We start from the raw sequence: 20,235 nt of genomic DNA on the forward strand, positions 1-20,235 counted from the left end.
TTCACGCGAGGGTCTTTTTTTTGTTGATCAGCCTCCCAATTGGGCTCCAATGAGCCTCCTTGTTGGTCGAGGGCATAATGCAGAAAGCTTGATGAGCGGTGATTCGATGGACGAACCGCAGCCGAAAGAGAGTTTGCTCAAGAAGGGTGGACGAATCGGAGCAATCCTTGGTTTCGTCTGGATTGCTCTGAATATTGTTGTGCCATTGGCTTTGTTGCGTGTGCCAGCGGTGCAGCGCTGGCTAGTGGCCTTTGACGACAAGCTCCCTTTTCATATTCCAGGAATTGGCTAGCTGCCTTTTCTTTCCTATTGCTGGGGTGTGCATGATTGGCCCCGTAGTCACGCCCTCTTCAAGGTCAATAGCCTTGGACAACTCATCTGTTTACGGAACAAAACCTGATGAGCCGAATTTTGAACCTTTTGGCGGGTCTATAAGACGTTAAGTACAAGGGGGCGGCAGGCTGGCGTTATGGGTAACGACTCCTCGAAATGAAGCGATGACGCACGAGGTCTCTCTTGCTGTGCTGGAAAGGGATGGCCGCTGGCTCCTTCAGCTTCGTGATGACATCGAAGGAATCTTGTTTCCAGGTCATTGGGGATTATTTGGAGGCCACCTGAATGCAGGGGAAACGCCTTTTCAGGCCGTGAACCGTGAACTTGTCGAGGAAATCAACTGGGCACCTGAGAATCTCCTCGTTCCTTGGTTCAGCAACCACAGCAGCACGCTTGTGGCGCATGTGTTTCGAGGGTCACTGTGTGTTTCCCTTGGCCAATTGCAGTTGCTTGAGGGTCAGGATATGACCCTGGCGAACTTGGAGGAGCTGGCGAGTGGTGCCATCTGGAGCCCCAGACTTAGGGAGTTCAGACCGATTGCGCCAGGGCTGGATATCGTGCTGCAGCGTCAGCTCTCAGAGACAGACTGAAGCCAGGTTGTGAGGAGCAATGTTTTGAGGTTTTGCGGAATTTCGATGCAGAAGGTCTTGTAGGCCGATCCCTTGCCAAGAATGCAGGACAGGACTATCTCTTTGTTGGGCTTTGGGGAAATTGAGGGGGGATGGCATCCCCTAATCCAACGATGATGATCACCTTGGTCAAGTGCACGACTTCATGGAGGAGCTTTCCCCTCAGTTGGGCAGCTATGAATGTCTTGGCTCTGGTCAGCTAGTTGCTTGAACCAAGCGGCGATGCAGAGACAAACACTGCTCTTCATCAGAGAGGCACAGCCCCTCTCGCTGGTCATCAAGGCTGGAATTCAGATGGCATCCTTAAAGTCATTGTGCTGATACCAATTTCATGACCATTCCTGTGCTTCCAGCCGTTGTCACCTTGACTGCCGCGATCGTCTATCAAGGAACCATGTTTGCTGTGGCATTTGCACGAAGCCAGCACAAGGTAAAAGCTCCAGCAACGAGTGGGCCAGAAGAATTTGAGCGAGTGCTACGTGTTCAGCAAAACACCCTTGAACAGATGATGTTCTTCCTGCCGGTGTTCTGGCTAGCAGCTCTTTCTAGCAACACGTCTGTTGCCTGCTTGATTGGCTTCATCTGGGTGGGCGCACGCATTGCTTATGGCATTGGCTATTGGAAAGCGGCCAAGTTGAGAGGGCCAGGCTTTGCCATTAGCCTCCTTGCCAGCGCAGTTCTACTGGTGATGGCAATTGTTGGTCTATTTAACTAATAGTTCGCGATCTTATAGGAAGCTTCCATCGGCAATATTGGCCTCTTCTTCCAGAGGTCAACATTGTGAGTTTCGTTTGCAGAGGCTGCGCACCATTGGCTAATTGATTGGTTAGCAGAAAATATGCCGAGAGATAGTGATGCCTTCCTTTGCCTGGCCAGCTTAAGGTAAAATTCTCATCTTTCCAATTCTGTCTAGAATCTAGGATTTGATTGTTTAATATGAATCAATTTCTGTGAATTGGTTTCCAAGTAATGCTTTTCTAAGCAGATTCCTCAAGATTCTTCTTCTGCACAGCAATTGATTCGCTAAAACCTGCGGCAAGAATTCCGGCAGGTATTGCTATGGCGCCAATTCCCATAAGAGAAGTTACTGAAGCGATAATCTTGCCTACCGCACTAATTGGCACTGAATCTCCATGCCCCACTGAGCTGACTGCATTAATTGACCACCAGAGGCATCTTGGTATTGACCCTAATAGATCAGGCTGAATAGATGACTCTGCAAGATACATCAATGTGCTGCTAACTAGTAAAAGCAATAATGTATAAACAGTAGATATCTGCAGCTCTTGGCTCTTGGATCTCAGTGCATAGTTAAAATGAAGCATGCTTTGCTTGAATCTTTCACTTCGCCCAATCTTTAGAATCGTAAGAAGACGAATGATTCTAAGGATCTTTAGTTCTGTCCTTACGCCTATGAAGGAGGGGACAATTGCAATCAGATCAACAATGGCCATTGGTGAGAGCATGTAGCGAATAGCGCCTTCTACACCCTCTCCATATTTGCCCTCAAGTGGGGCAGTCCATGCTCGACAAAAATATTCAATACAAAATAGACAACCAATGATCCAATCGATTGCATCTATTTGTCCGCCAAACTGAAAATCAATTTGATTTTCAGTGCTTAGAACTGCAAAAAAGATTGAAACAGCAATTGTTGCGCCACTTAACTTATTGAATATCGATGTATTGCCTCCTGGGGTCTGGTTGATTACCTGTTCATGCAGTTTGAGGCGGAATCCCGTGATGGTCCCCAAGGCTTCCTCTCTTTTTGTTCAATCCATCCTAGGCATGGGCCGCTTGTGGGAGCCTGAGCTTGGCTGTTCCCCTGACTTTGCCTGGCAGTGATGAACAGAATATTTTGTTTTCTTGATTTTTCAGCTTCGACCTTGTTCTGAGAGGATGATGCAGATGTCTTGTGGAGAGTCATGTTTGCTCTTGTTTTTGCGATGGCTCTTGAGCTGAGCCCACTTACGCTTGGAGCAATTGTGGTTGTCGGAGTATTATTCATTGCGATGTTTGCGATCAGCTCGATTTTTGGCGACTTTCAAGGAATTTTTGATTGGACCAAGGTGAAGGAAGGTGATCAAAAGAAAAAATGAGAAATTAATCAATCATGAACAACTCCTTGCTTGCTTTAGGGAATTGTTCTGTCGACATCTTAATCCCTAAGTGGTAGTAGTTTTGATTGCTAGATTAAGTGGTCTGAGGCTTGATCTCTAAGGGCATTTTCAATCGTGATTGTTTATAAAGTTGGTGTGCTGAATACTCAAGAAGCCACTTTGAACTGAAAATACACACCCATCTTTTAAAGGTCTTTAGCTATCCAGCCAGCACCATACTGGTCGGAGGCCTAAACAAGGTGACCATTGCTAATCAATGCATCTCCATCGCTCAGCAGTTGTTGGGTTCGTTTTTAACGCTTGAATTGACCCATCAGTGGCTTTGACTGTATTTGTTTTTTGATTTCTTCTGCAATGGCTGCATTTTCTGAGTGGAAATTGGATTGTATTGCCCACCACAAAGCTATTGTTGAGAAACCTTTCAGGGCAACAGCCTGGTCAGCATTTGGGCTAAGTGAACCAAAGGCTGAAATAGCGACTTAAAGGATTTCGGGGTTTTATTAAGAACTGATAGATCACACAAGACCGAAGGCGGTAAGTGTCAGATAGGCGCATGATCGCCAATCTGCTCTTGTTTAGATCTGGAGTCCTGCGATACGGGCTATTGCTCGCTGCCCGGATTGGCTTCAGGGGATCTGATAAACGGACTCCTGTCAAGCATGAGCTGACCAATTAGCCGACAAGACTTGTGAAGCCACCTGTTTACATCAATCGTGAGTTCTTAACTTGAATGAGTGAGAACAGTCCCCCTGAACCTGTCGCCTGGGGGCGCGCTTTATTCGTTTGGAAAGCCGTTCACCATGATTTTTGCCGGAAGCAATCGGGCCGAGGTTTGGCAAGGTAGATGGGTCATTGCTGCCTTGATACTTCCTTGTTTTGATAGCACTTCTCAAGAGGTGTGGGCCCATCACAAGAGCTCGATGTGCAGCAGGTCCTTCTGAGCAAGTGATTAGTTCAGTAGAACCGTTGGTGGGTTTTGGCAGATTTTGCTTGGTAGATCTTGTCAGGATGCAGCAGTGGATCTTCAGCGGACTAGGGCTTGCCTGAGAAGACATCTTGCTTAAAAGGGTGTCTGTCTCGTAAACAACACTTGCCCTTTGTATTTGGTTGTCAAATTGGTCTCTCTTGGGATCGAAGCGACCTATTTGTAGCGAACTAAGGTCTTAGCGGAATCAGCAAAGGAATGTCTGAGCGAAATGATCCTGTTGAGCCAGAGTGAAGTGAGTAATCAGCGGTTCACTGTCTAGCCGTGTTGGCGAGAATTAGGAACCAGGCGCGTCTGGTTTGCTGTTCTGGAGCGATCGAGACCCCAAAGATGTCCCCTCTCTGAGGCAATCAGGATGGCCTCGTAGAGATCGCTGGTTCTGGCTTTGAATTGGCTTTTCTTCATGTAGGTAAAAGTACCGACAAGAGTGGCCTTGGATCAATGGAAATACCAGATCCTGATGCCTTACATAGGCTTGGTTTATTGATCAGATCTCCAATTCTCAAGGTGATGCCGCACACCTTGTTGTTGTGTTGGTGAATTTCTAACGAGAGGTGGCCTGGTAAATTCGTTGATTGGTTGAATTTGCTTATGGCTCAGGTCACGGTAGGGGAGAATGAGGGCGTTGAATCGGCCCTTCGTCGCTTTAAGCGAGCAGTCTCTAAGGCTGGGATTTTTTCTGATCTCAAGCGCATTCGTCACCACGAGACCCCAGTCGAGAAGTACAAACGCAAGGCTCAGCAACGTCGTCGTAGTCGCAGGCGTTGATTCCACTCCAATCGTGCAGTTGATCCCTCCTGGCAGCTCTTGCTTTGATGGCTAATGTTTGCTGCTTGGGTCCAAGAAGATTCTCCTGGGAATGATTGTTTTGCTAATTTGCGATTAGAGCTTCGACAGCATTTACGCATCCATGGCTTATCTGCGCAGATTGAGCTGGCCCTCAATCTTCTCGGTTTGATGCTTCAACTGAAGCCATACCTCCTAGCGCCAGTTCCTTGTTAGTGGTGCAAGCGGTGCTCCGAGAAAATGGCGAACGTCGTTTTTGCACGACTTGTGTGAACGGTTTTCACTGGCGCTGGAACGGTAAATCCCAGCCGAGTCAAGTTGAGATCAAGTTCTTATTAGCTGTTCTGTCTCTGGATGCGTTTCGGCCGAGCGGAAGCGAACGAATCTTTGGGCGGCAAGTGGTCACCTAGGCAATCAACCATGGCCACCATCACACCATCAGTAGGGCGATAAGTTCTTATTGCTTAGTTAGCACACTAAATATGGCATTGGCACTTGAATTAGACCTAAGCAAGTAGCAAGAGTTTCAAGGATATCCCTGACCTCTATAGCTACCTGCTGGATGGTTTACGAAGGCTGAGCTCTAGGGCTCAAGTAGTTGTCCTAGCTTGAGCGAAGAATGTGATCTATCGCATTTGGATGCTCATGGACGAATTTGAGCGTTTCCATGGCAACCTGCCTGGCCTCAAAAGAGTCATTCGCATAGGCACAGAATTCGCACCGATGACTCTGAGCATCGCGATAGCTGATGGTGTAACCGTGGCGGCTCATTAGCCCAGCCATTCAATTGATCATTTACATCCTTGCTCAGCTGAGTATGGAGTTGCCACTAATTGTTCAAAGAAGTGAGCGAATGCACAAGAACCAACCTTTTTCAAAGCTCTTCCTGACCACATCAACTTCAGGATCAGTGCCCATTCCTCTGTTGAGCAGTGGGCCCTTTTTTCATATCCTTGTGAGGGCTTACTGACAGACTCTGGCAAAGGCACAACGTGATTTGCTGCAGTGGAAGGGTTCTCTGGATGATCCATGAAGAAGGTCTCCTCCGTAGGTTTGGCAATTGCCGCAAATGTCTCTCTATTCCTTTGGGCTGCGATCAATAGTCCCGTTGGCTAAAGATTTAAATCGCTCCGTCTAGCAGCATCAATCGCCTCAACCATCAAAGGAAGTGAAGGCTTTTGTTGAAGCGCATGAAAAAGCCCCGCTATTAGTGCGGGCTTTTCTTATTCGTACCACCCTTAGGGTCGTGGAGGCTTTTTGTTTTCGTCCTTCTCCGCTGAACATAGGTTCTTGCCGCTTCTGTAGAAATGCAGTGGCTTGGATCAAGTTCAGCAATGAGCCTGATCCCAGTGCGCTGGCACTGCAGACTGAATCGGTATGTGGCATTGATGTCTCATGCTTAAAAGGCGTTGCGCTGCAAGCTTTGTTCATGGTCAACCTTCGCTGATTAAAAACGGTCAACCAAGCGTTGCCAACTGGATTGCTTCAATCACAGCAGCCGTTTCAGCAGCAATTTGATTTGTTTTGGTGCCTTCGCTCATCACACGATGCAGCTCTATAAGGAGCTTCTGTTCACTTTGATTATCGGCTTAGGCCTGAGAGCTGATTGAGTGCTTAGTTGAGCTGGCAACAGTGATCATTTGCATCCCTTCTGAGAATCTTTTGTTTGCAGAACTCCTACATTTATTTGTTGGGTTTCACCAGTTTGAAGAACGCTGATGGCATGGACGCCTTCTTTCCCAATTGCAACCATGGCAAGCGCTCGATTGGCATCAGTCGAAAGACCAGCACGGCTTAGAACTCATCTTTGATCTGTTTGGCGGCGCGCACAACAACTCCTACGCCTTAGGAACATTCGGGGTGTAATTTGCTACCCGCTCGGCTTTTGCCTGTTGGATGTAAGGCTTTTGCCAGCTCAGGGGGATCTCTAGTAGGGCTTTTGGACCGGTGATTGCTTCTGCCAGGAAGATCACCGCCGCAAGACTATTGGCGGTGATGTGCAGCCATCGCCAGCGCAGATCACGCAGGATTTCTTGTCGGGATGCCAGCGAGAACAGCATCAGACCAACGAGACCAATGCCACCCCAGAAATGCGATTGCCAGAATTCTGCTTTTAGGGGGTTGTCACCGAGGCGGAATACTTCCGGCTGCATCCCAAGGACGATGACACCTGCCCAGCAGAGTAAGGAGAAGCATGCTCGATAGGTGGGTCTTTTGTCTCGCCAGGTTGTCAGCAAAGCGATGCAACTACCAATGAGCACCAGTAGAAGTAATCCAGCACGGATCAGACCTCCCTCAAATTCCATCAGCGGATGTTCAGTGCTGATCATTACGACCAGAGCAAGCAGCACGATTGCGACCACTCCGGCTGAGAGCCATCGCCCGAGATTGCTGTGCACACTCCCGACATTGGCGGGACTTTCGTTCTGGCGTTTTAGCCGACGACTGCGGGTCTGAAGTGACAGGTTTAGTACTACCCCCAGTAGGGGGTAGATCAAAACTACGGCGAAAATCGGGTGTAGCAACCAGATCCAGTCAACGGTCTGCATGGTGAGGGTCTGGCCGGGGAATCAAAAGGGAGACACCATTGGGTTAGCAATGGTGCCAAAAGCCTGCACGCCATCGCTTAGAGCTTATTGAGTTGAACTCGATGGAGAATCTCTCCATTTCTGGGTCCCTGATTCCCTCCCTATCGAAGGAGCTTATGGGAATTCAGGTGGCTGATGTTGCTGAGTCATTCTACAAACCCCCCTAATTCGTGAGAGTGAATGAATATTTCAGCTCCTTGGCTAGGTGAGTAAGCATTTTTAATTAGCCTAAATCCCTGTGCCGTTGCAACAGTGATTAATAGAGCTTGATTGGGATCTAAGAGGATGTAGGTAAAGCAATCAGGAATGTTTCTTAGGCCCCATGCATTTGCTGATACAAGCAGGAGCGATCGTGATAATAGGCCAGCAATTGGCAATGGGGTTGGAGTGAAGAACTGCGCCTACGCATATGTCGATACTTTGCTGCCGTTATCAGTCTGCATCAAATTCAATCAGTGGGAGTGAAGGGGCTTGGAGTGAGGTTTTGAGTCGAGTGGCGAATGAACGAGATAAGTTCTTTCATTCGTTCCGCATGCCGATCGAATTTAATCAGATTTCGCTTGCTTCGCCTAGGTTTTGGCTTGCCTAGAGGCTAAGAGCAACTTTTTTGCAGTTGTGTCAAAGCAAGAGCTAAGTCGAATGCAATTCAGTCATGTGAATCAGGCGGGAACCCTATCGAAGAAGATCAGGTAAAGGCTGAACTGTTGCTACTAATGATTCAGGGCTTGCTGGTCATAGGTGAGGTGAGCTACGACTAGCTCCTAACTGAGGCGACAGATGGGTGGCCTTTTTGAGCTGTTGATGGCTTGGCGTTGGCCGCTAGCCGTTATCGTGAGCACAGCCTTTTTAAGCAAGGCTTTAATCGCGATTACTCGCGCGGGCATTCGTGTTGAGATTTTCACCAGACGTCCTATCAAGGTTTCCACTGGACCATCAGCGATTCAGGCCGAGGTCACCAAAGTAAGGCTTTAGTGGCTGTCATCTTTGTGACTCTAGACAGGAGAAGGCTCTGGTAATCTCATTAAAGATTCAAACGATTCAGCAGAGCTAGACTCTTTCTGATTATGGAAATAACGGGTCAATATCTATTGCCAGAATTACCAATTATCGGTTGTCAAGACTGCCTACAATCTTTATAGGCTGATCGGCAGTATTTGTTCTCCATTTGATTTTTCTTTGAGCCCTGCTCACTCCGTGCAGCCATGTCTGATCGTAAAGACAGCGGCTTGCGTTAGATTGGGTATATCAAGCTTACTAAAACAGAAATCCGGAGAGAACGTGATTGGAGATTGTAAGTCGCTAGAGCTGCAGAACTTGGTTCCTAAAGAAGGCCGCTGACGTAGATCGAAAAAACCTTCTGCCGTTCCTTCTAGACCAACCTATTGATTCGTGCGTGAGCAAGGAAAGACCCTTGGATGATCCGGGCACCCAAGGGAGTGAGTCGCTGTATCTCCACGCATACAGATCATGAATGATCCAGAGAAAAACCGATGTAGGCAATGATCCAAAGACATGTATTCGTGCTTACCACTTGGATGATGATGTTGGAGTGATCGAACATTCACGCGATCAAGTGAGCTTTGATGAACCCTTGGAAGACAAGGGCTATCCGCTTGGCTGATCTCAAAGTCCCGTCTATTGCGTTGAGATTTGGCGAGCGGATGGCCAATCGTTAAATGGTGAAATTGGAGTGGAAGGCATCACTGGATTACCCAATGAGCAACGTGGTGATCGGCATGAACGAACTGATGCAACCACAAAAATGCCTTTCTGGGATGGCAATCACAAGGTAGCGGCAGACCTCTACATCAAGGCCCTGACTTGATATGGAGCAGTGGGATCAACAGATGTGCAACTAGAAAATGCCTTGGGGATGGGCATTTCTGCCCCGGTTATTCAAGCCCAGGGTTGAAAAAAGAGGTCTCAGCCGTTTGTTTCCCGTGGCTGATGAGCATCGCAGTCAACGGTGTGCCGGTAACGACGAGGCCCAGCTGTTGAGGAGTGCTTTTGATCAAGCCATCTATTCCTCGAGGCAACTTTATTGGTGATTACCGTACAAATGTCACTTTGGAGTGGATTTTTAATCCCAACCGGGCCTGGTTCTCCGTACTGTTTTTGTACGGTCTAGGCATCTACGTCTACCAAGATGTAGAGATCTATCAAAGAACATCATGTACTCCCTTTATGACGAGTTTTTCTCTAGTCCACGCTTCTACAAAACAGGTCCTCGCGTTTATGTGATCAGTGATTCTGAGTACAAGGCTGCTCAGGATCGCCAGAACGCAGAACGGGTTTCTCATCTTGAGAATGTAAGGGCCGATTTGCTCGATTCAGTTAACAAGGTTGAAGCACAGATTGTGGAGCTTCAAACATCATTACCGCAGGCCAAGCAAGCCATCAAGGCACCTGTCGCTGAGCCTGCCACAGAAAAGGAGGCCAGCTCGCTCTAGGCATGAAAAGGATTTTGGTGGGGGTAAGGACGAATGACTTACAAGCTCGGTTGCGAGCACTGAAGCCTCTGCCAGTGCGGGGGCTTTCTATTCCCTGCATGTAGCTGCAATTCTTGGTAAGAAGATCGATAGACCATTCTCGTAAAAGATCCTCTTTGGCAGCTTAAACTCATCTGCTCGAGTGGATTGGCACTGAAATGATCTATAGAGAGAAACTCGCAAAAGTCGACTATGGCGAGCATATTTTACAGATATTAGGTCAGTTGAATCTTGTGAGGCCTTGAGGTTATTGACTCGCGGATTGGTTTGGACGAGGCCAGACTAAACATCGCTTCCCAATCCCCTTGGCGGTTCAAGTCCTTCGAAACGAACAACGTTCCAAGCTCGATCAGAACGATGACGTGCTTTTTTATGCTGAGCCTCGTTTCGTTCATCATCTGGACGAGGCATTTCGGGGGCGTTTGACACAGCTTTATCGAGAGAAGGTTCCGCCTTGCTCCACAGTGCTCGACTTGATGTCGAGCTGGGTGTCTCACCTGCCTGATGACGTCATCTATGACCGTGTTATTGGTCATGGCCTCAATGAAAAGGAACTAGGGGCAAACAACCGGCTTGATAGCCATTGGGTTCAGAATTTCAATCTCAACCAGTCTATTCCGCTTAAGGATGAGAGCATTGATACGACTCTCATCATTGCCGGTTGGCAATACCTTCAGCAGCCTGAGAAGATGGCTGAGGAGTTACGGAGGGTGACGTGCCCTAAGGGTCAAGTCATCATTGCGTTCTCGAATCGTATGTTTTTCACGAAAGCTCCGCAGATCTGGAGGGATGGCGATGACCGTGATCATTTCACCTACATTTCCAAGGTGCTGATGGCTCAGGGTTGGCCAAAGCCTGAGATCATCGCAGAGGAAACTCGTTCAAAAGGTGTGCTGGGTTTGCTAGGCGGCAAAGGCGACCCTTTCTTTGCGGTTATCGCGACAAAGCCTTGATTTCAGTAAAGCCAACTAAGTTAGTGATTTGAGTTGACAACCATGTCGAGACTCTTTGCATGAAGGGTACATTTACACCAGGCTCTATCGAGACATTGCTAATCCATCGCCTCTTCTCTAGTCTTAATTAGTGGTTGCTTAATTCCTGAGAGTATTGCTTTTCCTAACTGACTATGATTAATACAAAAGATGAAGGTTAAGTCACTCTATTGCTATTGATGGCTTTAGGACTATTAGGAGGAGCTTAAAATCAAACAGTGACTCTTTCGTGAGAGCTAAAATAGAAAGAGAGTAAAATCAAGGCCTCCTTTGTTTGCTGAATGATTTGATTGATGTATTGATTTTATGATTGACTCCCATACTCTTCAGCAATGCAAAGTCAATAAGCATATTTGTAAGCTTAAAGCTAGAAACCTAGAACATGCTGTTCATCAGGCAAAACTGATGATTGCAGAGTCTGCTATGGACCCTGAATCACTGGTTTCTTTAAGACGTAAAGTTGCTGAATCCATTCAGGACTTAGAAGTATTGTATTTGCTGATGGAGGAGGAGGGCCAAGCAAACTAGTAGTTTATAAGTCAACTGTTTAAAATTTACACTGATTGGTTTTGTCTCGTAACCGAATGTCTATTGATGCCTCATTGCATGTCGTCTATTCAATGACTTTTATTTGCTATAATTTGAAATGTTTATCTCTTTCACATGGATAAGTCGACCAAAAATCAAATTGTTGCATCTTCTGCTGGCTGGGTTGCTGTTGCATTAAATATTTTGCCAGGTATTGGGGCTGGTTACCTCTACCAACGTAGGTGGAGGGCCTATTGGATTACTTCCGCGATCGTTAGTCTTTGGATTGTTATTGGTGCTGTCTTGGGTCAAGACATTGACCCTGTCAATGATCAAAGAAATCAATTAGTTGGCCTAATAGGTCTCTTGTTTGTAGCTGGAGCAACGGCTGTAGAAGCTGGTCTGGCGGTAAAACGAGCGCGCAACAATGAATCGACTTGATCGATATTATTAACAAAAAGTCTAGAGCCAGCAGTCCCAGTGCAGTCTGTTGGCAATTAATGTCGGTGGTTGTCCTTATTTGTATGCCTATAGGCCCCCCGTGCTTTACTCCAGGAGGCTTTGCCCGTAAGGCAGGATGAACGGAATAAGGGATTGATTAATGGTTTAATATAGGGATTAGTTTAAACTTTCCATACCGTTAATAAGGCTTAAGCATTTTTGCTTCATTTCATTAAACATGTTTGTTAACATTGGGATGTACGAGAGAATTTAGTATGCACACATACCTTGTCGAGGCATTGATCGTTGTCTCATCTACACTTTGGGTTGTATTGTTGCTTTGGAGGCCTCAAAAGGAATAGCTGATGGTCTAATTTCAAAGTGTCTTTTGGCCTTTGCTCTTTTCTTTCAGCAAGCTGGCTTAAGTGAAGCTTCCGTGCCGTATTCCTCTTTAATCATCAAAAGTGATCTTTTCCCTGATTAGTCTTTTATAGAGATGAATCTCTACCTTGTTGTGCTGGGCGGGAGGACGCGCGGAGGACACGTGGAGATGCACGATGTGCGCTGGGTGGTGGGAGACACGATTGAAGCAACAGTTGCGCAGCTGAAATCACAATGGATTGGCAACCCTCGAGGGTTGCACGTGGACAGCTACAAGCTGATTCGCTACGTGGATGGCTATCGGATCACAATGGTTTGCGTCGACAAAGTTGATACAAGCGAGGCCAATAATCTCTGGTTCATCAACCTGGGAGGTTATAAGGCTGGCGAAATGCTTGAACAGCATCATTTGGAACTTGTGGTGGCGCCCACAGCCCAGATTGCCAAGGGGGAGGCACGTCGCCGCTGGCTCGATCCGATGGACCAGATACACAAGGATGATCACGCAGCGATCATTCGTCTACAAGGATATTCAGTCGTCCTGGAGATCGATCCTAAGGGGCGACATGATGGCATGAAACCCGACTGGAGTGGCTACTGGGTTATCGCTTGATCACCATATTCTCGATGGTCTTTATTCATGGTTCTGCTGGCTCCTTGTAAGAGAAGATTTGGTAAAATTAGATTTTATAGCGAGCTTGATTCGACTATGCTATTAGCTCTCTATGTCAAGATACTATATTCACGAGCAGTGAGTCTTTCAATGATTGTCTTTTACTTTCCAAGCTAGTCAATAGAGAGTATCCCTCTCTGCAACCCTGATATACCGTCTAATGTTCGCATTGCTTTCCATAGATCATGCGTTTTTACCCATACAGAAGGATAGCGATATCGGGCAACATCTAGGATTAGAACTTTGTCACTAATAGCGTCATAGGCTGCTAGTGGAGAAAAGTGCCCACCTCCTTTTTGACCAAGAACTCTTCTGTCATAATTAACGATCAAGCGATCACTAGAATCGTCAAGACTATTTTTTAGATGTGATCTAAACGCTGAAAGATTCAGGATATCTCCGTGTAAACGCTTTGAAGAAACACCATGATGACTGAGTAGGTTTTGCACTTCTTGAAGTGTCATTCCTTGACGCCTGACTTTGGCTGGGCTAATTAAACTCTTAGAGGGCTTAAAAGTGAAGATATTGTCTTGGGTCCAGAAGTTGTAGTTTCTGAAACCATCTACTGGAGGCGCCGGAATTGCTAGGCTGTTTAGAACCATTACGGCACTGGCAACCCCGCAATAGGCAAGGTTTGATTGGGTCAGAAAAGCTTCCATTAACGAGGCGTAATCTGATACAGACTTGCTTCTTTGCAACAAGACCATTCCTTCTGAGGTAGTTATTGGAACTAGTTTTTCCGCTAGGGCAGGATTAGACCAAGGGATTACTATCAGAGCAAAACTCACCAAGCCGATTCTGGGAGATGTTATCCAAATGAAATGCTTAGCTTTCTTGTATTGTTGATCAGGATTAAAGAGCATGGCTTCACCTATACTAAGCGGAACTCCATCTTATCTAGTTTTAGATTTTTTGAGAGTACAGATGAACCCTTACAGTATGAATACTTTCAATTTATACACAATATCCAGCGAATCTCAAAACATCTACGCCGTTATTTTCACCTGTTTGGGATATTGATCGCATTTAATACCTACTTCGAGTGTATGATCGGTTCAGAGCTTAGTTCACTCACCCCAAGGTCAGCAGAAAGCTCTTCAAGTAGCTCAAGAACTTTATCAAGAGCCTCGATCATGGCAGTGTTGTCAGCTACGATTTTAACCCTGTTCTCCCAATCCCCCCTGCAATATAATATGCCCTTCTTACATTATTTCTACCGTCTTATATTTTAACGCTGATGCATGTTTATATTTTCCGGATCTTAAGCTTATTTCAACTCTGATTGGTGTTCTGGGTCTCATTTTTATTGTAGGTAAAATTCGACGATGTCAGATCTTTGTTCAACCATGCCGCTTCTGATGATTGCCTCTCATCTATTTCTTCTGTAGCTGCTTAAGTGTGCTGAGCACCTCTTGACTGTGGCGAGATGGACTTACGTTCGCCCAGCGAGCACGAAGGATGCCATCGGGATCAATCAGAAAGGTGTGACGTTGGCTGAATGGTGAGGTCCATGATCCATACCTTTCGCTTACGACTCCACCCGGGTCAGACAAGAGTGTGTATCCAAGACCTTCGCTGCTACAAAAACTCACGTGTTCTTCGGTGCCATCAGCGCTGACTCCAACCACAGCAGCAGCTGCAGCTTTAAAGTCTGAGAGATCTCTCTGGAATCCACGGGCCTCGAGTGTGCAGCCACTCGTGAAGTCGCGAGGGTAAAAGTAAAGAACCAGCCAACTGCCTAGAAAGGCATCACGTTGTATTTTTTCTGCCAGCGCACCATCTTGAGCAGCGGCCTCTAGCTCAAAGTCTGGGGCTTGAGCGTCTAGAGCAGGAAGCTTTCCATCCATTGCCAAGGCTTGGCTTGGGCGCGCTAGACATTGGCTGATACTCAACACTGCCGCCCCTTTTATGACTCTCAAGAGTTCAGATCGTTTCACCGGTAGAAAACCAACTGCATGAGACATTAGTCAGAACAACTGCATGCCGGAGCCAATGTGGCAAACGAATCATAAGATTGTGATCTCAACCAGTTTAATTTGATTCATGAGACAATCGCCCTTGATTTTTATTTAGCACCAACAGCTTGCGTTGAATTGAGGTCTAATCCTTAGTCAGACCCCTTAAGACTTGCAACAGTTATTAGTGACTCTCTGAGCTTACACGTTGATTTAAATTTTCCAGTTCTGACCGGTAGTCTCTTCACTCTTCTTCCTCTTTCTTTGCTGCAAGCACCTCTGCTTCAAGAGTGAATGTCACACTTTTATCAGTACTGAAACGATCCACAAGAGTTTGAAGTTCTTCTTTGAGCTGTGCCTCAGAAATTGGTTCGATAGATTCTTGAACGATAGCTTCCTTCCATGTCATATCGATGAGCTTCTCTAGTGCTGCTGCTTTGATACGTGCAATACCGATCTGCTGAATGATCACTTGCTTAGGAATCTTTCCTGGACGGAACCCTGGAAGCCTTATCGCGCTACCTAGGCGCGATAAGGCAGCCTCATAACTTGATTTGCAGCGAGCTGCTGGCACCTCTATCTCTATCGAGATGTGGTTGTCTGGCAACTCACTGACTTTGACTCTCAACCCTGACTTCGTCATTGGTAAGACTCCTTAAGCAGTGACAATGCAATAGCAACAGACCCACTAACCCCTACAGCACTTGCACCAGGACGACGGAGGCTCATCAAAAGGACGTGTGTTCTCATAACCCTCACACTAGTATTCTTTCGCTGATTTTCCTTAAACGCTGTTCTGTGCATCCCTAGCTCACTGGAGGTGCTTCTTTGTCAACTTGGATGAATCATTATGAGCAACGCTGAGAATCTATCCATTTGATTGTGGCTAATTGGAGACTGACTTGATAGACAAGGGAGTGGCCATACCTAAGCCAATGTTAGCCGGCTGCGCTTCACAGTTGAATTCTTGAATTTCACCCAGCGCTGTAAGACGCTGGAAGGTTGGATGTTGATGATCTTCATAGCTCCACCACCACTTACCATCAGTAAAACTGGTTTCGCCAACGTTGAATGTTCTTGGCAGCATCAGCTTCGAATTCTCTAGGTTGATCACGACAAAAGCGCCAGCATCAAGCTCTTCATATGCTTTGACTATGCTGTATGCTCCATTCTCATTGTTGTAGATCGTTGTCTCAACAAGATTCCCATCACATGTAAATGAAGTCAACTCCGGTGCTAATGCACTTGGGACCACTGGTGAGATACTGACTAGAAAACTCATCATGAAGCTAAGAAATGTCATCATTAACTCTGATCTAACTGAAATCGAAGGAATCAAGTGATTGACAGTATGGCAAATACTAGCTCTAAACGTACTGATTCTTAAGTCATCGCAATGAATAAGAACTCGTGGAAAGCGTGGCTTTACTTATTGGTTTCACATTCTGTGGGGCTGGCGATATTTTCTCCATCCTTCACCGCTTTCTATAGGTTATTGCAACTTGCTAGGGAAAGTCGTTGCCTTGTTCAATGATAGCTGTGAGCTTGATCATAGTTTTCTAGTGGATAGGCTCTCCTCTTGTGAACCAGGCCAGATCACTTGCGTGAACATGGGCAGCTCTGCGAAGGAGTGTCTTTGATACCTGGGCAGGGCGCTAATTTCAGAGCCCCATTCTGAAATGGGTTTTCGTGTCGTCGCGATGGTCTGCAGGGAACTCCGATCAGGGGAGTGTCACCAACAAGATCAGCAAGCCGTCAATCAACCCTGTTGACAAAGCCTAGACGTAACGCTAGTACAGGTGTACTTCAATGAGTGCCATGCAAAGCTCTCCAGTGCAGCAGGTCAATGGCTGGCTCATCAGCCCTGATGGCCATTTCTGCTATCGCTTCCATCGCGATTCAAAGAGTTGGATAAGAAATCCCTTTGTTTTTGTTGATCAGTGGAGTGCACAAGTTGATGGAACTCCATCGCAAATGAAACAACGCCTGAGGCTTCCTTTGGATGAAGCCCTTGAACTATGCGGTCAGATGCTTCTTGATGGATGGCAAAAACTGACGACTCAATTCGGGGAAGACCCAGACCCTCAGCTCACAGAAGAGATCGCCGCATGACCCAGAACGAACTCGCCATGACATTGGCTCGAATACTGCTGCTCAAAGAGGGTGGTGGCAAGTTAGAGAGCTTTGAATCCTTGCTTTGCTTGCGGAGTTATTTTTCCGAATTGACGCTTGACGAGCTGCATGGAATCGCAATTGAGTATGGGATCGAGACCTAGGGAACCTGGACATGACGAAAGAAATGCCCTGGTTTTGACTCGGGTGCTTTGTTGAGCTTAAGAAGCGAATTGATCTTGATGGTTCTTGGCGACGCCGCTTTTAATCCAGCGACAACTAGGCCTTATTGAAGGGCTGAGCCGTGGTACCAGCAGTAACGGATCAAGAATGTTCACCTGCCGCGGGGAATGAACCTTGACTGGTCCATCAGATCTCTCGAACCCTTCTTGGTGGATTCAGTCGGGCATGGTTCTATTTGTCTTGCTCATGATTAAAGGTCTCGATGATTCGCAGAGCAAAAGTGATATGGGTAGCAGCCTTCATTCATCCTAATCTGTAGGCACTTTTTTGTTTTAGTTTTTGCTAGGTGGTTTCAATTAGATCGTGTTAATGAGGCACTAGTGCTCGCTAGCAGGCGGGTCTCTACAAAGACACGGCATTCGCGGCCCAGTTCGTAGACTTGGTGGGTGAGGATTGCCCACTCTTTGAGATGGATCAGCCAACGAGCTTTCACATTTGAACCTTGCTCAGACCAGGAGACAATTCCACTGGCTCGGTCTGAGTTCCTTTTGCGCTCTACCCCCAGCTCTGTAATCAGTTCATTGCGGGTCCATGCTCTACCCGTGCTTGGGTTGTTGGGGATTGGTGTGTTTGCGGCCATGGTGTTTTTATCGGCAACGTGAGCAAGCATAGTACACCTGTATTGTCGACCACGAGGAAGGGCGGCCCGCCTCTCCTCATGGTGAAAGCTTTGAGACCTTTTCACTTGTCAAACATGAGGCAAGAAGCAAATCGGAATGTCAATCGATGCCAGATCTTTTGTATTGGCAAGGGTGCTGGCGTTGACCCTCCATGCTTAGGGCTCATCTTCAGAGCATTGCCTTGTTTGTACTCCTTGCTTAGATTTGGCTCGCTGGAGAATGACATTGCCTAGGCGACGGAATTCATGCTTTGGCGCATGGTCCAGCGTTCCCAAGGGTGCTAACTCATTCCGGAACCTCAATACCTCAGATACGCGTTATCGTGACTATGTAATTACTTCGAATGCTTATTGATGGATGTATTTGCTCTAGGGCCAGCTGTTCAATGGCCGCGAACGTGGGCGAAGCAACAAGTTCTGCTTGAGGTTCATCACGACAGGCTCGAAGCGACACTCTCCTCCAGGAGATTTGATTGATCAGCTCTGCGTCATTGCGCTCATACCTCTCACGCAACTGTCACTGTTCATCACTCCTCTTGATGTTCAGGCTTTGATGTGTGAGCTCGTTCACATTGAATTGAGATCCAGCCCTCTAGCTAAGAGGCTTTTTTGTTGCTATCAAGAGCCAACAAAAATTTTTCGTCATGTCAGCAACACTCAAACTCGTTGAAAACTACTTGCCAGTAACACTGACTGAAGTTCAGAAAGTAGCCTTGGCTCGTGCAAGAGATCCTCAAGCAACAAGCGTTGATGAGTCAGTCAACCTCTTGAAGACGGTGTACTTAAGCGCCGAACCAGAGAACTGGGATGACACCACGGAATCTGAGTGGAATTGCATCGCCACCTGCATCCGTGCTGCCTAGGCAGGCTGATCTGCAAGCCTGTACAGAGCGAGGCAAAACAGCGCGATGAAAACGCCAAGTGTGATCGTGTAGAAATCCACCTGATTAAGCTCTGGCTCTGGCATAGATGGGTTGAAGTGTCCCGCCGCTTTGATCATCATCATCTTCGTTATCGAAGAACGAGAGGCCTAATAAAAGTGCGCTTACTGGCAGTAAAGGGAATAGCGCAGCCAGTTGACCACTACTTAGTACTGGCTGTACTGCATCCCAAGCGGACCAAACAATCCAGAGTGATGTGAAGAGGATGAAGGAGAGGGTGAGCTTTGATTGAGGCATTGAATGTGCCTGCCAACAGATTTTCCATGACAATGGCAAAAAATCAGCGCCAATGTGGGTCCTTAGAACCCTGCGTTGGTACGGATAGCCGAGGCTTTATCGCTACTTATCGAAGCCCAAAGCAGCGATTATCTAAGTGGCTTCAAGTGGTCTTGCTGCCATCAGTAGCGCACCGGAGTTCAAACCACTAGCTTGATCAGCCAGGCCATCCTCACTTGCTTCTTTCACCAAGCAGAAAGTCTCGTTCCCCAACTGGATGTTCATTTCTTTTCCGTGCTGTTAGTGATCTAATGGCTCATCGAAATAGGCTTCATTGATGGCTCCCTCCTCCACTATCTCGATCAATTCAGGCTTCTTCTGTAATCCTTGAGGGCGGCAGCTTTGCGTTGGGTCAAAGTCATGTCTTTAGCTGCCTCTCACTAGCAGTCTTCTCAGAAGCAGCTCTCTGTTCGCTGCTGTTTTGAGTTCGATCACAGTGACTTTTCTGCCTATGGCGGGCGACTTGCTTTTGTTGGAGACATCTTCATAGCCAACGTCAACAAACTCAATGACCAGAGATGTTGAGAGCTAAATCTCGTTTTATCCAGGTTGTTGTGGTAATCGCATGAGGAGCTTCTGCAGAACCCCATCGAATGAATTCGTGAAAACCGTATCGGAGCCGTCTAGGAGGCAACTTCGAACACTAACCGGCCCTGGTTCTTACTACCTTTTTTGTTCGGTCGTATTCATTGGAGGTCGCAGACTGTAGAGGTCTCGCACAGGACGCCATGTATTCACTCTTTGATGATTTCTTTACCGCTCCCTTTGGCTATGCAGTGCCACGAGATCGCGTTGTTGTGATCCCGCAATCTGAGTACGAGAAGCTGCAAGAGCGTCAGAACGCTGAGCGCGTTGTTCGCCTGGAGGCTCGCAAAGCAGACTATCTCGGAGTTGTTGAACAGCTCGAGAAGCAGATTGCTGAATTGCAGCCTTCTCTGCCAGCAGCAGAGAAGGAAAAAGAGTTGGCGGCAGCTCAAACCTGACCGCTAGCACCTGGTGATGGGAACACCTGGTGATGTGGGATACAAAGGGCCCCCTGCTGCAAGCGAGGGGCTTTTTTCTGCCCGATTGAAACTCGCGATTGAATGCATCAGCAGCGTTCTCTTTTTTTGAGGCTGTTGTCTTGCTTGCAGGAAGCCATGCT

At 47.1% G+C, this 20,235-nt stretch carries 29 protein-coding genes; 19 read left to right on the plus strand and 10 right to left on the minus strand.

All coding sequences use genetic code 11. The features are described 5' to 3' along the window. The 3 genes from EV12_RS14535 to EV12_RS03210 all read left to right on the plus strand — a co-directional run. Positions 1 to 292, plus strand: a 292-nt coding sequence (locus EV12_RS14535; protein WP_241477266.1) for a hypothetical protein, incomplete at its 5' end; no start/stop codon positions are given. A gap of 205 nt (positions 293 to 497) precedes the next feature. Beyond that, a complete protein-coding gene (locus EV12_RS03205) occupies positions 498 to 923 on the plus strand; it encodes an NUDIX hydrolase (RefSeq protein WP_036911861.1) in 426 nt (141 codons plus the stop codon). A 370-nt stretch (positions 924 to 1,293) separates the two neighbouring features. Continuing rightward, positions 1,294 to 1,677 carry an MAPEG family protein gene (locus EV12_RS03210; RefSeq protein WP_036911864.1) on the plus strand — a complete coding sequence of 128 codons (384 nt, stop codon included), beginning with the start codon at positions 1,294 to 1,296 and terminating at the stop codon, positions 1,675 to 1,677. Between the two features lie 262 nt (positions 1,678 to 1,939). Here the strand turns inward: EV12_RS03210 and EV12_RS03215 are convergent, their stop codons facing one another. Beyond that, on the minus strand, positions 1,940 to 2,716 hold the full coding sequence (locus EV12_RS03215) for an ion transporter (RefSeq protein ID WP_036911867.1): 777 nt from the start codon (positions 2,714 to 2,716) through the stop codon (positions 1,940 to 1,942). A gap of 171 nt (positions 2,717 to 2,887) precedes the next feature. Here EV12_RS03215 and EV12_RS13975 point away from each other — a divergent pair, with 171 nt between their 5' ends. The 4 genes from EV12_RS13975 to EV12_RS14890 all read left to right on the plus strand — a co-directional run bounded on the left by EV12_RS13975 (position 2,888) and on the right by EV12_RS14890 (position 5,627). Further along, on the plus strand, positions 2,888 to 3,061 hold the full coding sequence (locus EV12_RS13975; protein WP_193742129.1) for a hypothetical protein: 174 nt from the start codon (positions 2,888 to 2,890) through the stop codon (positions 3,059 to 3,061). A gap of 1,597 nt (positions 3,062 to 4,658) precedes the next feature. After that, positions 4,659 to 4,835: a 30S ribosomal protein S21 gene (gene rpsU / locus EV12_RS03225; protein ID WP_011130394.1), complete on the plus strand. Its 177-nt coding sequence runs from the start codon at positions 4,659 to 4,661 to the stop codon at positions 4,833 to 4,835. Between the two features lie 236 nt (positions 4,836 to 5,071). Next, entirely contained in the window at positions 5,072 to 5,263 is a 192-nt protein-coding gene (locus tag EV12_RS03235; protein WP_152562363.1) for a hypothetical protein, read from the plus strand. A gap of 235 nt (positions 5,264 to 5,498) precedes the next feature. Then, positions 5,499 to 5,627: a hypothetical protein gene (locus tag EV12_RS14890; RefSeq protein ID WP_342626214.1), complete on the plus strand. Its 129-nt coding sequence runs from the start codon at positions 5,499 to 5,501 to the stop codon at positions 5,625 to 5,627. Between the two features lie 1,064 nt (positions 5,628 to 6,691). On the opposite strand, the gene EV12_RS03255 is transcribed toward EV12_RS14890, so the two are convergent. Continuing rightward, complete coding sequence (locus EV12_RS03255; protein ID WP_036911885.1) at positions 6,692 to 7,402, minus strand: DUF4079 domain-containing protein; 711 nt, start codon at positions 7,400 to 7,402, stop codon at positions 6,692 to 6,694. Positions 7,403 to 8,218: 816 nt separating this feature from the next. Here EV12_RS03255 and EV12_RS03260 point away from each other — a divergent pair. The 3 genes from EV12_RS03260 to EV12_RS14760 all read left to right on the plus strand — a co-directional run bounded on the left by EV12_RS03260 (position 8,219) and on the right by EV12_RS14760 (position 9,266). Further along, positions 8,219 to 8,413, plus strand: coding sequence for a hypothetical protein (locus EV12_RS03260; protein WP_036911889.1), 195 nt, complete (start codon positions 8,219 to 8,221; stop codon positions 8,411 to 8,413). Between the two features lie 499 nt (positions 8,414 to 8,912). Then, on the plus strand, positions 8,913 to 9,062 hold the full coding sequence (locus EV12_RS13980) for a hypothetical protein (RefSeq protein ID WP_193742130.1): 150 nt from the start codon (positions 8,913 to 8,915) through the stop codon (positions 9,060 to 9,062). A gap of 69 nt (positions 9,063 to 9,131) precedes the next feature. Beyond that, complete coding sequence (locus EV12_RS14760; RefSeq protein WP_255327649.1) at positions 9,132 to 9,266, plus strand: hypothetical protein; 135 nt, start codon at positions 9,132 to 9,134, stop codon at positions 9,264 to 9,266. A 67-nt stretch (positions 9,267 to 9,333) separates the two neighbouring features. On the opposite strand, the gene EV12_RS14435 is transcribed toward EV12_RS14760, so the two are convergent. Next, the gene (locus EV12_RS14435) at positions 9,334 to 9,477 is read right to left on the minus strand and encodes a hypothetical protein (RefSeq protein WP_193742263.1); all 144 of its coding nucleotides are present in this window, start codon (positions 9,475 to 9,477) and stop codon (positions 9,334 to 9,336) included. Between the two features lie 135 nt (positions 9,478 to 9,612). On the opposite strand from EV12_RS14435, the gene EV12_RS03270 reads away from it, so the two are divergent. From EV12_RS03270 to EV12_RS03290, 5 genes are all read left to right on the plus strand, one after another. After that, on the plus strand, positions 9,613 to 9,891 hold the full coding sequence (locus EV12_RS03270) for a hypothetical protein (protein WP_036911895.1): 279 nt from the start codon (positions 9,613 to 9,615) through the stop codon (positions 9,889 to 9,891). Positions 9,892 to 10,235: 344 nt separating this feature from the next. Next, entirely contained in the window at positions 10,236 to 10,883 is a 648-nt protein-coding gene (locus EV12_RS03275; RefSeq protein ID WP_036911897.1) for a methyltransferase domain-containing protein, read from the plus strand. A gap of 345 nt (positions 10,884 to 11,228) precedes the next feature. After that, complete coding sequence (locus EV12_RS14440; RefSeq protein WP_036911900.1) at positions 11,229 to 11,450, plus strand: hypothetical protein; 222 nt, start codon at positions 11,229 to 11,231, stop codon at positions 11,448 to 11,450. 135 nt (positions 11,451 to 11,585) lie between these two features. Further along, positions 11,586 to 11,891 carry a hypothetical protein gene (locus EV12_RS03285; protein WP_036911903.1) on the plus strand — a complete coding sequence of 102 codons (306 nt, stop codon included), beginning with the start codon at positions 11,586 to 11,588 and terminating at the stop codon, positions 11,889 to 11,891. A 496-nt stretch (positions 11,892 to 12,387) separates the two neighbouring features. Further along, positions 12,388 to 12,885 carry a DUF1543 domain-containing protein gene (locus EV12_RS03290; protein WP_036911906.1) on the plus strand — a complete coding sequence of 166 codons (498 nt, stop codon included), beginning with the start codon at positions 12,388 to 12,390 and terminating at the stop codon, positions 12,883 to 12,885. 173 nt (positions 12,886 to 13,058) lie between these two features. Here the strand turns inward: EV12_RS03290 and EV12_RS03295 are convergent, their stop codons facing one another. From EV12_RS03295 to EV12_RS03310, 4 genes are all read right to left on the minus strand, one after another. Next, positions 13,059 to 13,808, minus strand: a complete 750-nt coding sequence (locus tag EV12_RS03295) for a phytochelatin synthase family protein (RefSeq protein ID WP_036911908.1) — start codon at positions 13,806 to 13,808, stop codon at positions 13,059 to 13,061. 510 nt (positions 13,809 to 14,318) lie between these two features. Beyond that, entirely contained in the window at positions 14,319 to 14,909 is a 591-nt protein-coding gene (locus EV12_RS03300) for a peroxiredoxin (protein ID WP_413314690.1), read from the minus strand. Positions 14,910 to 15,144: 235 nt separating this feature from the next. Then, a complete protein-coding gene (locus EV12_RS03305; protein WP_036911911.1) occupies positions 15,145 to 15,543 on the minus strand; it encodes a trigger factor family protein in 399 nt (132 codons plus the stop codon). Positions 15,544 to 15,786: 243 nt separating this feature from the next. Next, positions 15,787 to 16,206: a hypothetical protein gene (locus EV12_RS03310; RefSeq protein WP_241466998.1), complete on the minus strand. Its 420-nt coding sequence runs from the start codon at positions 16,204 to 16,206 to the stop codon at positions 15,787 to 15,789. Positions 16,207 to 16,718: 512 nt separating this feature from the next. Here EV12_RS03310 and EV12_RS03315 point away from each other — a divergent pair. Together EV12_RS03315 and EV12_RS13985 are read left to right on the plus strand one after the other, a co-directional pair. Further along, the gene (locus EV12_RS03315; RefSeq protein WP_036912104.1) at positions 16,719 to 17,012 is read left to right on the plus strand and encodes a DUF1651 domain-containing protein; all 294 of its coding nucleotides are present in this window, start codon (positions 16,719 to 16,721) and stop codon (positions 17,010 to 17,012) included. Then, positions 17,009 to 17,176 carry a hypothetical protein gene (locus EV12_RS13985; protein ID WP_193742131.1) on the plus strand — a complete coding sequence of 56 codons (168 nt, stop codon included), beginning with the start codon at positions 17,009 to 17,011 and terminating at the stop codon, positions 17,174 to 17,176. Before EV12_RS03315 ends, EV12_RS13985 begins: the two co-directional genes overlap by 4 nt. A gap of 371 nt (positions 17,177 to 17,547) precedes the next feature. Here the strand turns inward: EV12_RS13985 and EV12_RS03320 are convergent, their stop codons facing one another. After that, positions 17,548 to 17,835, minus strand: a complete 288-nt coding sequence (locus EV12_RS03320) for a hypothetical protein (RefSeq protein ID WP_241466559.1) — start codon at positions 17,833 to 17,835, stop codon at positions 17,548 to 17,550. 683 nt (positions 17,836 to 18,518) lie between these two features. Between EV12_RS03320 and EV12_RS03325 the strand changes: the two genes are divergently transcribed. Continuing rightward, positions 18,519 to 18,737 (plus strand): hypothetical protein, encoded by a 219-nt coding sequence (locus EV12_RS03325; RefSeq protein ID WP_036911917.1) that lies wholly within the window; start codon positions 18,519 to 18,521, stop codon positions 18,735 to 18,737. A gap of 84 nt (positions 18,738 to 18,821) precedes the next feature. Here EV12_RS03325 and EV12_RS03330 read toward each other — a convergent pair whose 3' ends face one another. After that, entirely contained in the window at positions 18,822 to 19,052 is a 231-nt protein-coding gene (locus EV12_RS03330) for a hypothetical protein (RefSeq protein ID WP_241466558.1), read from the minus strand. Positions 19,053 to 19,184: 132 nt separating this feature from the next. Further along, positions 19,185 to 19,316, minus strand: coding sequence for a hypothetical protein (locus tag EV12_RS14765; RefSeq protein WP_255327648.1), 132 nt, complete (start codon positions 19,314 to 19,316; stop codon positions 19,185 to 19,187). Between the two features lie 464 nt (positions 19,317 to 19,780). Here EV12_RS14765 and EV12_RS03335 point away from each other — a divergent pair, with 464 nt between their 5' ends. After that, positions 19,781 to 20,074, plus strand: coding sequence for a guanylate-binding protein (locus EV12_RS03335; RefSeq protein ID WP_241477267.1), 294 nt, complete (start codon positions 19,781 to 19,783; stop codon positions 20,072 to 20,074). The last annotated feature ends 161 nt before the right edge of the window (positions 20,075 to 20,235 follow it).

The sequence above is a fragment of the Prochlorococcus sp. MIT 0701 genome (assembly GCF_000760295.1).
GTDB lineage: Bacteria > Cyanobacteriota > Cyanobacteriia > PCC-6307 > Cyanobiaceae > Prochlorococcus.